The sequence below is a fragment of the Exiguobacterium sp. 9-2 genome, assembly GCF_036287235.1.
Taxonomy (GTDB): Bacteria; Bacillota; Bacilli; order Exiguobacteriales; family Exiguobacteriaceae; genus Exiguobacterium_A.
This window is the reverse complement of the sequence record NZ_CP142850.1, coordinates 195,685-208,468: the sequence shown is the minus strand read 5'-3', so window position 1 is coordinate 208,468 and position 12,784 is coordinate 195,685. Positions and strand designations below refer to the sequence as shown.

Genomic DNA, 12,784 nt, shown 5'->3' with positions numbered 1-12,784 from the left:
CCATTTGAAAAAAAGAGCAGTCAAAACGAAATCGTTTGACTGCTCCCTACATGTTACTCGAAATGTTTTTTATATTCCCCGTATCCTGCCGAATCAAGCTCTTCTACCGGAATAAATCGTAACGCTGCTGAGTTGATACAATAGCGTAGACCACCAAGCTCTGTCGGACCATCATCGAAAATGTGACCAAGATGACTATCTGCATTCGCAGAGCGTACTTCCGTCCGCGTCATCCCATGACTCGTGTCGAGTTCGACTTCCATCTTGTCTTCTGAGATCGGTTTAGCGAAGCTCGGCCAACCGCAGTTTGACTGGAATTTATCTTTTGATGTGAAGAGTGGTGTACCATCGACGATATCGACATAAAGACCTGGACGTTCTTCATCCCAGTACTCGTTACGAAAAGCGGGTTCTGTCCCGTTCTCTTGTGTGACTTTATACTGAATCGGTGTCAGGCGCTCTTTTAGTTCTTTTTCCTTACCATGATCCTTCCACGCTTCCTTAACGAATTTCGCGCGACCTGAGCCGACGCTATACATCTGATAACGGAACGGATTCTTTTTATAATAATCTTGGTGATATTCTTCTGCTGGCCAAAACGGCTTTTCCGGACGAATCTCTACTGCGACCGGACGCGAGAAACGTCCTGATGCGTCAAGCTCTGCTTTCGAACGTTCAGCTGCTTCACGCTGCGCTTCATCGACATAAAAAATGGCCGGCTGATATGATTCACCACGGTCATTGAATTGACCACCGCCATCTGTCGGGTCGATTTGACGCCAGAAGATATCGAGTAATTCTTCATACGTAATGACGGACGGATCGTACGTGACTTCAACCGCCTCCAAGTGACCTGTCGTTTCCGAACAGACCTCTTTATAAGTCGGGTTCTCTGTATGACCACCGGTATATCCTGAAATGACCTGCTCTACCCCATCATATTTATGGAATGGCTTGACCATGCACCAGAAACAACCACCTGCAAATATTGCTTTTGCCATCTATCTTCCCCTCCTCTGTATGTCTCTATTTTACCGCGTTCAGAGAATGGACTCGACTTTCCTGCTCATTCAATCCTCTGGATTCGTTTTTAGGCGACGCATGACGAAGTAAATTGCCGCGAAGACAAGAAGAAGTCCTCCAAGCGAGTACCAGATGTTATTCAAACGATAAATCATTTGGTACAAGGCAAGCGTCACAAGCAATAATGCGATCGGTAAGAAGGCACGCTTAAAGTGGTACCAGTAATTCACGAAGATCGCCTCCTGTTTTTCTTTCATCTTACCCGATATGTCATACCTTCTGCGAGAGGATTATTCAGCTTGACGGTACTCTTCTTCGAGATAGGTCCGGTACTTCGCTTCCCAAGCATTTAGCGACACACGCCATAATATGATCGTTGCAATAGCAAGCCCCAACGTAACCGGCCAAAACCAAGTTGATACGATGCCTACTGTCGAAGCTAGTCCGATCTTTGAGAACAAAACGTACGTCCAAACGATAGATGTACATAATAGGATTGAGACTGGAATCGCGAATTTCCATGGAATGAGCTCGACAGAGTGTAGTCGATTGACCTTTTTTGACTGGACTGCTGGGTAACGATACCCCATGAATACCATGAACAATACTTCAATCACGAGTAGAATACCGTACCCATGAATATAGCTAATGCCATGATCCCAACCGAACAGTTGTTTGAAACCGAAGACGAATAAGTAATATGCGAACACGTGAAAGATGATGACGATTTTCGCTGCAATCGCCGGGATTCGTTTCATGAAAATCCCCATTAATACGATAACAAGAATCGGAATGTTGAAAAATCCTGTGAATTGTCGGATTAAACTCCATAAGCCGTCCGGTGCATACATTAAGAACGGCGCAATGATGAAAGAAATCAAGGCAACGATCGTTCCAAACCATTTACTAACGCGAATCAGATGTTCATCACTTGCCTCTTTCGCAAACACTGGCTGATAGACATCCAGTACGAAAAGTGTTGCAATACTGTTTAAAAGCGAGTTAAACGAACTGAAGACGGCTCCGAGTAAGACAGCTAAGAAAAATCCCATCATCGAGACTGGCAGCAATTCTGTAATCAGTCGAGGATATGATAAATCACCGCTCGTCAGTGTATTTCCATACAAGTGATAAGCAATGATTCCAGGAATCAGCATGAAGACTGGAACTAACAACTTCAAAAATCCTGTCATTAAGACTCCTTTTTGACCTTCTTTTAAATCCTTTGCGCCGAGCACACGCTGAATGACATATTGATTTAGTGACCAATAGAATAAATTTGCGAATAAGATTCCCGTAAATATCGAGAAGAACGGAACGGCATCGGTTGAGCTTCCGATTGCGTTCAGCTTCTCCGGTTGCACAGTTGCAATCGTCTTCATCCCTTGAAGGAGATTCCCGTCACCAAGCGCAATAAAGCCAAGTACTGGAACTAAGAATCCAACGAAGACGAGTCCGATCCCATTCAACGTATCGGAGACAGCCACCGCACGTAGTCCTCCAAAAATCGCATAAATCGCTCCGATGATCCCGACGACCCAAACGACTAACCAGAGGGACTGCGTATAGCTGAGGCCGAACAACTCAGGGACATCGAACAACTGCAAGACAGCAATCCCACCTGAGTACAGCATTGAAGGGATCGTGACACACATATATCCGAGTAAAAAGAGTAAAACTGTCATCCGACGAACCGTCTCATCATAACGGTGACTTAAGTATTCCGGTAACGTCGAGATACCAAGTCCAAGAAACTTCGGAAGTAGATAGATGGCCATGATGATCGCAGCAAAGCCCGCTGTGACTTCCCATGCCATACTTGACATGTTCCCCATAAAGGATTGCCCATTGAGCCCAATCAACTGCTCTGCTGATAAATTGGTCAGCAGTAACGAGCCGGCAATGAACACGCCACTTAGCCCTCGACCTGCTAAGAAGTACTCATCAACACCTTGTGTTTTCCCGCGCGTCAACCGGTACGATATGTAGGCAACGAGCAACATGAAAAATGCTGCAGAACCTAATGTAAAAAATAATTCAGATGTAGTCATGTATCTCCCTCCCTCTCTTTTTCAAAATTCCTATTCTCAAATATGTATTCATTGATTCCTTTTTTATACTTTTTCAAAACTATATTTTAGAAAACGTTTTCTTTTTTAGGAACAAAAAACCACCTTCTATAAATAGAAGGCGGCTAGTTGATTACGATTGACGTGGATGTTCTGGGAAGTCCATCTCTTCGTAACGAACAATCGACGTCCGGTTTTTGAATTTGTGTCCTAACCAGAAGGCAAGGAACAACGGAATTCCGACATACGTCGCGGCAATCCCGACCCAATCAATTCGATCAGCAAGGAATGCTGCATAGTTTTGACCAACGATGACAAGGAAACAAAGACCGAATGCAAACAGCGGACCGAACGGGAACGCTGGTGCCACGTAAGGTAAATCTTTCAACGAATGACCTTGTGCAAGGAATCCTTTACGGAAACGATAGTGACTGATCGCAATTCCGAGCCATGCGATGAATCCTGTCATACCTGAAGCATTGAGTAACCACAGATAGACTTGTCCACCGAACATCGATGTTAAGAAACAGAGCGCACCGATTGCTCCTGTTGCAAGCAAGGCGTTACGCGGTACCCCATTTTTCGACACTTTTGCAAAGAACTTTGGTGCATCTCCTTGACGAGCAAGTGTATACAGCATCCGTGTGGAAGCATACATACCTGAGTTACCAGCAGATAGAACAGATGTCAAGATGACGGCGTTCATGAGTGCTGCCGAGAACGCAAGACCTGCTTTTTCAAAGACGAGCGTAAACGGACTAACGGCAACGTCCGTGATGTCATTGGAAACCAAGTTCGGGCTCGTATACGGAATAAGCATACCGATGACGAAAATCGCAAGGATGTAGAAGAGTAAAATGCGCCAGAAGACTTGTTTGACTGCTTTTGGAACGTTTTTTTTCGGATTTTCCGATTCACCTGCGGCAATTCCGACTAGTTCCGTTCCTTGGAAACTGAATCCAGCAACGAGGATGATCCCGATGACGGCAGGAATACCACCGACGAACGGCGCATCCCCGAGAGCAAAGTTTTTAAAGCCAACCGGTGGCTCCGATGTAAAGACACCGAAAATCATCGCAACACCGACGACTAAGAAGACGATGACAGTGACGACTTTAATCATGGCGAACCAATATTCCGCTTCCCCAAAACCTTTAACGGAGAAGTAGTTCAAGCCGATCATGAGTAAAAGGAATAAGGCACTGAAGTAAAATCCAGGAACGTCCGGGAACCAATACGTCATAACGATTTGTGCTGCAACGAGCTCAACTGCGATCGTGACCGCCCAGTTGTACCAGTAGTTCCAACCGAGTGCAAAGCCGAATGATGGATCGACGAATTTTGTCCCGTATGTCGAGAAGGATCCGGCGACAGGCATATACGCCGCCATTTCGCCAAGACTCGTCATTAGGAAGTAGACCATCAGACCAACGATTGCATACGATAGGAGTGCACCACCTGGTCCTGCTGCTGCAACGGAAGCACCGGACGCGATGAAAAGTCCTGTTCCGATTGCCCCACCGATGGCGATCATCGACATATGACGGGCTTGTAATCCACGTTTTAATCCTTCGGCTGTCGAATCTGTTGTTTGTTTCACATCTAGTTTGTTCATTTCGTTCGCTTCTCTCTGTTTAGATTTTTTGAGAGGACACTTTTTGAATGAAAAAACAAAAAGCGCCCTCATCTTCCAGATGGAAGATGAGAACGCAACATAATAAAATGAATGCGCCTCATTCTACCGTCGTGAAAGATAGCTCTCCACAAGTAAGTGATACCCGACTTGTGACAGTATTAGACCTATTCGATCTAATCCCAATCGATCATCTTCAAAGCGATGATTGATTTCGGCAATTCTTCCTTTCAGGTCACTTCATTTGTCGCTTGACGACATCCGTAACCGTACTCTTAAGAACTGCAACCTCCATCCCACTGGTTGAGTGAGAACTGAATTAAATTAGTTATTACTACGCCATATTACACAAACCGCCACGAAATTGTCAATTGCCTTTTTTGAATCTGGGGTAGTAGATGGTAAAAATCCGATATGTTTAGTACACTAAATGATAGAAGTCCACTGAGAGAAAGGATGCTGCTTGCATGCCACAGGAACGTGATTTGCTGACTTACCGACTCGAGGAACAAATGCGTGTCATTCTTCGTACCCTGCGACGTGAACTTAATCGACTATTTGAAGGAACAGCGACCCGAAGCGAATTTTTCATCTTACGAAGTCTTTCAGAAAACGGTCCTCAGCGTCCGACACTTCTTGCGGAACAATTTGAGCTGGCGACGAGTCAAGTCACTGCTTTAACGGATAAGCTCTATAAACAAGGATATGTCACACGGACGCGTTCGACGGAAGATCGTCGCTCGATTGTCCTCGCTTTGACGGATGACGGAGAGCGTGCTTTTCGGGAACTCGAGGTCGTCCGAAGAAACTATTTACAAGATCGCTTCGGAACTTTAACAGAAGAAGAACTGGAAACGATGATTCGCGTCTTCGATAAGATTTTACTGACGATGGATGAGGATACGCTCACTTCGTCTTCATAAAAAACGGTAGATTTTCTACCGTTTTTTATGTTTTATCTAAACATTTACCTCTGTCTAACCGTTACCTAGATGAGTATACTGGAGTATATATATGGAAATCTGTTAGCTGGGGGAGTTGGGAGGATTTGTTGTCCATCATGAATCAATTCATCATTAACTTTTGTCTACTGTTCACGACGATTACTCTCTTATTCTTACCATTTCGGAATCGACCACGTATTTCGCTGAATTCCAGCTGGAGTACACGCCTCATATTGGGAACTGTCTGTGGTCTGATTGCAGTTTTGTTGATGTTCAATGGCATTCAGATCGATGTCGCCCGTGTGGATTTACGAATCATCCCAGTCGCGATCGCTATGCTATTCGGTGGTTTCCCGAGCGCCATCGTCGCCGGTATAATGATCATCGGGACACGTTACTTTTTGACACCCGTCGATCAAATGGAGGGTTTTTATCTGTCCACACTGATTATCGTCTTAATCATTACGACGATCGGAATCGTACGTCGATTCGTTCATGTCTCGACACGCCATTTTCAATTATTGGTGTCAATTGGTGTTCTCTATTCGTTACCTGCCATCTATATCCTGACAAACAGCTGGTCGACATTCTTTAAAATTTCAATCGCTTATATCTTCTTTAATCTATTGGCTGGCTTTGTTGCTTTTCGACTGCTGACGGAATTACGCCGTCACTTCGAAAACATTCAGTATCAACAAAAACTAGCGATGACGGATGCTTTGACTGGACTTGCCAATCGGCGCCGTCTCGATGATTCACTGTCACTTGTCGGTTCAACGGATCAAGGGTATTCACTTGTCTTGATTGATATCGACTTCTTCAAGCACGTCAATGATACATATGGTCATGACGCCGGGGATGATGTCCTACGTCAACTCGGCATGACACTCGCTTCCTTAACACGACCGGATGACCTCGTCGGACGGTACGGTGGTGAAGAGTTTTTGATCATTTTACCAAGCACTACAGCTAAAGAAGCTCAAAAAATCGCAGAGTTGGCTCGGATGACAGTCGCACGCAACCTGTTCCCGACGGCAGACGTACCTGATCTGCAAATCACGATTTCGCTTGGGATTGCACATTCTAGTGGTTCCCATACGTCTCTTGAAGCATTACAACAAGCAGATAAAGCGTTGTATTACTCAAAAGAAAGCGGACGAAACCGAAGTACGATTTATACGAAGGAACTTGCCTTCCGACAAGCTTGAATACGAGACACTTCCTAGCGGGATTGTCTTTTTCTATGACCTTATTCCGTTTCTTTCGGAAAACCGATGCTTTCAACCGTTCCAAAGACGATCATCCGGCTCAATTGCTCCGCCATATATGCGGATGAATATGGTCGACCGTTTCGCAACCAGGAAATCAATAATCCTAACTGTCCACCAATGACATAGTTCAGTAACAAATCCCGATCGACGAAAGTCGCATCTTCTGCGACTTGAGATCGAAAGACGAGGCGATAATTTTCTTTCAACGTATCAAGAAAACGTGAGATGAACGTTTTGATAGGACCTTGAACGAGCATCGTCTGGTAAAACAATTCGTTTTCTTCAATGTGAATGAACAAACGAGCAAAATAACGACTGACCTGTTCGACTGTCGGAAATACAGTGCCTGTACCTGTAATCCGAATCGCTTGTTCGAGCGCCATCATCTGTTCCTCAACGATTTGGTCAAGCAAATCATATTTATCTGTGTAGTGCGCATAAAAGGTCGAGCGGTTCACACCCGCCCCATCCGTCAGCATCTTGACGGTGATGCTCGAAAAGCTATTTGTCTTCAGTAAACGAAACAATTCCATCGTAATACGGTCACGTGACCGTTTTGGTCGTGGATCACGGCTCTCTTTCATGTGCATTTCACTCCTTTTCCATCATCTTTTTAAAAATGAATCCGTTATCATTTATTTTTCCAACATTTTGTCGGAAATTGTTGGTTGTTTGTTATCTAACTATCCATATAATTAACTATATTAATTACTCCTCCCCCCAGAGGAGTACTTTTTTTGAATCGATTGTACACAAGAAAGGATGCTAACACACCCATGAGTATGAAAAAATTATTAATCATTAATATCGTTACACTCATCGTTTTGATCGGTGGTGGGGTCGTCGGATACTACTATTACGATCAAGCAACAAGCTATGTCAAAACAGACAATGCGAAAATCGATGGCAAAATGATAACGATTGCTAGCCCAAGCGCTGGTAAATTAACGGACTGGTCTGCTAAAACAGGCGAATCGCTCGACAGCGGTGCAACACTTGGTCACATCATGACTGCGCAAGCTGGACAAAAACCAACAGATCTTTCTGTTTCGATGCCTGCGAAGGCAACGATCGTTCAGTCGATGGCGACAAAGAACGGCTTCGTCGCAGCCGGTACACCACTTGCCTATGGTTTTGACTTAAACGACCTTTGGGTCACAGCGAACATCGAAGAAACAGAAATCGATGAAATCAAAGTCGGACAAACCGTTGACGTGTATGTCGACAGCTATCCTGACACGACACTTTCTGGTGAAGTGGAACAGATCGGAATGACGACAGCTTCGACGTTCTCGATGATGCCTTCTTCAAACGGAAATGCGAACTACACGAAAGTCGCACAAGTCATTCCAGTTAAAGTATCACTCTCGCAAGAAAAATCACTCGACATTCGACCTGGTATGAATGTGACCGTCCGCATTCATAAGGATTAAGGAGGGACGTTCATGTCTACTACCTTCTTGTTCGGATATAGTGCGTTCACGATTCTGATCATCATCGGCGTCAACTGGATCGCCCGCCGGAATCGTCAATCCGACATCGCACTGGCCACTGACGGACCGACACTTGAGGAGTCCCTCGAGACGGAACCGACGATGACCGTGACACCACCAGTCGCAGCACCTTCAAAACAAGTATCGACTGAAAACGTCAGTATTCCGAAAGTACTGACGGTCTTACTGATTGGTATGTTCATTGCTATTTTGAACCAAACGTTGATTAATGTCGCGTTACCGGTTCTAATCAATGACTTCAACGTGTCGACGTCCACTGCCCAGTGGTTGACGACAGGTTTCATGCTCGTCAACGGGATCTTGATTCCGATCAGTGCTTTTTTAATGCGCAGTTATACGTTCCGCCAGTTGTTCCTCGCGTCGATGACACTCTTTTTCTTTGGATCAATCATCTGTTCGATGGCGATGAACTTCCCGGTCATGATGATCGGGCGTGTCGTTCAGGCGGCAGGTGCTGGTATCTTGATGCCACTCGGATCAAATGTCTTCATGACATTGTTCCCACCGCATAAGCGTGGCGCTGCCATGGGAATGCTCGGAATCGCGATGATTCTCGCTCCAGCAGTCGGACCAACGATCACGGGATATGTCATCCAAAACTATGATTGGCACGTCATGTTTTATGCGATGTCGTTCTTTGGATTAGTGACATTGCTACTCGGTACGGCCTGGTTCCGCCTGACACAGCCACTCTCGAAACCTTCTTTTGATGCACTTGGTGTATTATTCAGTACGATTGGGTTCGGCAGTCTCCTTTATGGATTCAGTGAAGCCGGGAATGACGGCTGGGATAGCCCGATCGTCATCAGCACGATCGTCATCGGCTTAATTGGAATTGCTGCTTTTGCAATGCGTGAGCTGTCGATGGAAGATCCGATGTTAAACATTCGCGTCTTGAAGGTTCCAGAATTTTCATTTACCCTCTTCATCAATGTCATCGTCACGATGGCGTTGTTCGGTGGGATGTTGCTTTTACCGATTTACCTTCAAAGCATTCGCGGTTTTTCACCGGTCGATTCAGGTCTTCTCCTTTTGCCCGGATCACTAATCATGGGAATCACCGGACCGATTGCCGGTCGTTTATTTGACCGCTTCGGTATTCGACCGCTCGCTATCTTCGGTTTGACGTTGATGACGTACGGGACATGGGAATTGACGCAATTAAACATGGATACGTCGTATTATTCCATCATGGGCATCTACATGCTTCGGTCATTCGGTATGGCATTCATCATGATGCCGATCATGACTGCCGGTATGAACGCTTTACCGATGAAGATGATCCCGCACGGAAACGCAACCCAAAACACACTTCGTCAAGTCGCCGGCTCCATCGGAACGGCAATTCTCGTCACCGTCATGACCCGTCAAACGACGGCTCACTTGGCAGACGATGCGAATCAGTTCACGACGCTCGACCCGACGCTTTCGCAACATTTAAACGATCTTGGACAACAGCTGGGTAGCTCACAAGCTGCTTCAACGAGTTGGTTTACGATGCTGACAAAACAAGCAACGATCCAAGGGATCACTGACGCGTTCTGGATTGCGACCGTTTTATCTGCGCTCGCATTGATTCTGTCCTTCTTCTTGCACGGAAAAAAAGAACCAAATCTGGATTGATTCATGAAGGACCAGTTGATGTCATATCAGCTGGTCTTTTGCTATACTTCGTGAAAAGTTCTTCTTTGCACTTCTCTCTTAAAATCGATACACTAGGGACAATGAGTTTCATATCTAAAGGAGATGCTTTATGGTTGCCTTTCTGCAATTTTATGCGTTTATCTTTGCTTGTTGTTTTGCTTGGCAAGTCGGTCGACCATCGCCTTGGTCGCAAAAGATTTTTCGCGCCTTTTTAACAAGTGTCAACGGGCTCTTCGTCTTTGCACGTGCCTCGATTTCAATCTTTTTGTTAGTTGGACCACTATTACTCGTCACATATCTTGTTTTTCCACGATTAATCACTTTTGAAAATGGTTTAGCGATGGTGATCAGTGTGCTCGTCATCGGTCTGGTCGATCGTCTCGTCAGTCTCGTCGTCCTACCACTCATGCGTTCCTTTTTCCTAAAACGTCAACGCGTCATGCCACAATCGGTGGAAATGGTGCTCTATACGATGGCAATGGCTGTCTTGCTCTTCATTCAGCTTCATGCTGTTCCTGGCGTTCAGATTCATGTAGCATTAACGCTTTTCCTGGGATTCACGATTTATTTCGCCCATTATTTATTTGCGTTGTACCGGATTCGTCTCATGAAAAAGAAACTAACGACTGTTGCTCAAGAAGAGGAACGAAAAGCCTCTTAATACAAATTCAACGAAAGATGATTTCTTCTTAGGAATCGTCTTTTTGTTTTCTGACAAATAACATTGACAATGATAATCGTTATCATCTATAGTGAAAAAGTACTCAGTGAGGAGATGAAACGGATGCATGTCCAACAAGTGATTGAAACACGCCGGTCCATCCGGTCTTATACGGAACAACCAGTTCCAGTCGAATTAGTAGAGGCATTACTCGAAACGGCGATGTATGCCCCGAATCATAAATTACGAGAACCTTGGCGTTTTGTTCTCGCAATCGAAGAGGGACAAACTCGGTACGTCGATGCTTTGATGGAGTTACTGACAGCGCGTGGTCAATTCGAGACGAAAACATCTGAACAACGTCAACAGGCTGAACGAAAATTACGGGAAGTCCCGGTTTACTTAACAGTACTTTGTCAGGTACAAGGGACACCGGATCAACAGCTAGAGGATACACTCGCAACAGCTGCCATGATTCAAAATCTACAGTTGGTGGCGACAGAGCGCGGCCTTGGTTGCTGCTGGAAGAGCGGAAAACATTGGTTTACACCAGAATATGCTTCAATCGTTCACGCTTCAGAAAATGAACGGGTTCTCGGCGTCATTCAAATCGGCTGGCCAGCCCTCGTTCCACCTGTCAAACCGAGAACGTCCCTGAAGGACAAGTTGACGCACTTTTAAGAGGTGCGCATTCTGCGAGCTACCCCTGCTCGCGCCAATCAAGCCCCAATTCAAAATAAAAACGTTCCGATGACGTCTCTCTCCCCAAATGGAGACGCAATCGGAACGTTTTTTTGTGTTCATACCGGCGTTTTCGTATAGACAGGTGCTTCCGGAATCGTGTCATATAACAAATGATCGACAATTCGTTTGGTTGCTTCCCCGTCCTGATACGTAAAGAACTGATTCGCGAACGTCTCGATCTTCTGCGTATCGAATTGCCCGCGTTTAATCCAAGCGATGACGTCTTCGAACGTCGAGACAATCGGCCCCGGTACGAAGGATTCATACGGGAAATAGAAATCGCGTTCTGCTTTGTACGACTGCAGATCGTTAACAAGGAAAATCATTGGCTTCTGCAACAAGGCAAACTCGAAGATGACAGATGAATAATCCGTGATCAGAATATCCGCAATCTGCATCAGATCATTGATGTCCGGATAGTCTGTCATGTTAATGATTTGATCCGAATACGCGTCCGGTACGATTGGTGGATTAAGAACAAACGGATGCATGCGAAGCAAGAGGACTGTATCCGGTCCAAGCTCACGACGAAACTTCTCAAAATCGAGCTCTTGATCGTAATGTGCTGTCGTCTGTCCGTTTCCACGGAACGTCGGAGCGAGTAAGATGATTCGTTTCTTACGCCATTCTGGATATCGGTCATACAACTTTTCTCGCACACGGGCTTGGCGTACTGTATTCAGTAGTTGATCCGTCCGTGGAACCCCTAACGGATAAATCCGTTCCTGTGTCATTCCGAAAGCATCCGCATATGGTGCGACGCAGGCTTCACCGGAAACATAGACCTTGCTATAATTCCGGTGAATCTGGACCATCTTCAAATAATCGTCATCCGGCGAATAGGATTTATCAAGAACACTATAGCCGAACTTTTTAAAGGCACCACATGCATGCCACAACTGAATGACTTCTGTTCCTTTCCGTAAGGACGAGACATATACAGGATAATAATAATCATCGATGATGAAATAACGGGCAGTCGCTAATTCATACGTCGCTCGCATCATGTGGAAGACGTATTGAATTTGTCCCACCAACGATTGAGGAAATCGTTTCAACAAAAAAACGTATTCATATCCTAAATCGCGTCGCTCTAGTTCATCGTAGACGGCACGAAAGTTATCGACGAGACGATCGGAACGATAGGTCGCAAAAACGACTTTCTTTGATTGGATCGGCAGTCGCTTCGTCAACCAATATGTCATAGCAAGCAAATAGTGGACCGTCCGTCGTTGCAATAACCGAATTTTTTGTTTCATAGACGATTCTCCTCTTTTTCAG

The 12,784-nt window shown here is 45.3% G+C and carries 12 protein-coding genes and 1 riboswitch; of the genes, 6 read left to right on the top strand and 6 right to left on the bottom strand.

Annotation, left to right across the window (positions count from 1 at the left end):
* Positions 1-53: 53 nt before the first annotated feature.
* The 4 genes from msrA to VJ374_RS01210 form a co-directional block, all read right to left on the bottom strand.
* On the bottom strand, positions 54-1,001 hold the full coding sequence (gene msrA / locus VJ374_RS01225) for a peptide-methionine (S)-S-oxide reductase MsrA (protein ID WP_056064465.1): 948 nt from the start codon (positions 999-1,001) through the stop codon (positions 54-56).
* Positions 1,002-1,070: 69 nt separating this feature from the next.
* Positions 1,071-1,253, bottom strand: coding sequence for a hypothetical protein (locus VJ374_RS01220; protein WP_035411695.1), 183 nt, complete (start codon positions 1,251-1,253; stop codon positions 1,071-1,073).
* 60 nt (positions 1,254-1,313) lie between these two features.
* Positions 1,314-3,074: a solute:sodium symporter family transporter gene (locus VJ374_RS01215; RefSeq protein WP_308102241.1), complete on the bottom strand. Its 1,761-nt coding sequence runs from the start codon at positions 3,072-3,074 to the stop codon at positions 1,314-1,316.
* A gap of 151 nt (positions 3,075-3,225) precedes the next feature.
* Positions 3,226-4,707: an amino acid permease gene (locus VJ374_RS01210; protein ID WP_056064471.1), complete on the bottom strand. Its 1,482-nt coding sequence runs from the start codon at positions 4,705-4,707 to the stop codon at positions 3,226-3,228.
* Positions 4,708-4,838: 131 nt separating this feature from the next.
* Positions 4,839-5,027: riboswitch (Lysine riboswitch) on the bottom strand.
* Between the two features lie 165 nt (positions 5,028-5,192).
* Here VJ374_RS01210 and VJ374_RS01205 point away from each other — a divergent pair.
* Positions 5,193-5,648 carry a MarR family winged helix-turn-helix transcriptional regulator gene (locus VJ374_RS01205; RefSeq protein WP_290748404.1) on the top strand — a complete coding sequence of 152 codons (456 nt, stop codon included), beginning with the start codon at positions 5,193-5,195 and terminating at the stop codon, positions 5,646-5,648.
* A gap of 137 nt (positions 5,649-5,785) precedes the next feature.
* Positions 5,786-6,877 carry a diguanylate cyclase gene (locus tag VJ374_RS01200; protein ID WP_235514047.1) on the top strand — a complete coding sequence of 364 codons (1,092 nt, stop codon included), beginning with the start codon at positions 5,786-5,788 and terminating at the stop codon, positions 6,875-6,877.
* Between the two features lie 41 nt (positions 6,878-6,918).
* Here VJ374_RS01200 and VJ374_RS01195 read toward each other — a convergent pair whose 3' ends face one another.
* Complete coding sequence (locus tag VJ374_RS01195; RefSeq protein WP_290748409.1) at positions 6,919-7,524, bottom strand: TetR/AcrR family transcriptional regulator; 606 nt, start codon at positions 7,522-7,524, stop codon at positions 6,919-6,921.
* Between the two features lie 192 nt (positions 7,525-7,716).
* On the opposite strand from VJ374_RS01195, the gene VJ374_RS01190 reads away from it, so the two are divergent.
* From VJ374_RS01190 to VJ374_RS01175, 4 genes are all read left to right on the top strand, one after another.
* Entirely contained in the window at positions 7,717-8,373 is a 657-nt protein-coding gene (locus VJ374_RS01190) for an HlyD family secretion protein (RefSeq protein ID WP_056064483.1), read from the top strand.
* Positions 8,374-8,385: 12 nt separating this feature from the next.
* Complete coding sequence (locus VJ374_RS01185) at positions 8,386-10,077, top strand: DHA2 family efflux MFS transporter permease subunit (protein ID WP_290776338.1); 1,692 nt, start codon at positions 8,386-8,388, stop codon at positions 10,075-10,077.
* A gap of 130 nt (positions 10,078-10,207) precedes the next feature.
* Entirely contained in the window at positions 10,208-10,759 is a 552-nt protein-coding gene (locus tag VJ374_RS01180; RefSeq protein ID WP_035411503.1) for a hypothetical protein, read from the top strand.
* A 69-nt stretch (positions 10,760-10,828) separates the two neighbouring features.
* Entirely contained in the window at positions 10,829-11,440 is a 612-nt protein-coding gene (locus VJ374_RS01175) for a nitroreductase family protein (RefSeq protein WP_329469799.1), read from the top strand.
* A gap of 119 nt (positions 11,441-11,559) precedes the next feature.
* Here VJ374_RS01175 and VJ374_RS01170 read toward each other — a convergent pair whose 3' ends face one another.
* A complete protein-coding gene (locus VJ374_RS01170) occupies positions 11,560-12,762 on the bottom strand; it encodes a CDP-glycerol glycerophosphotransferase family protein (protein WP_056064488.1) in 1,203 nt (400 codons plus the stop codon).
* Between the last annotated feature and the right edge of the window lie 22 nt (positions 12,763-12,784).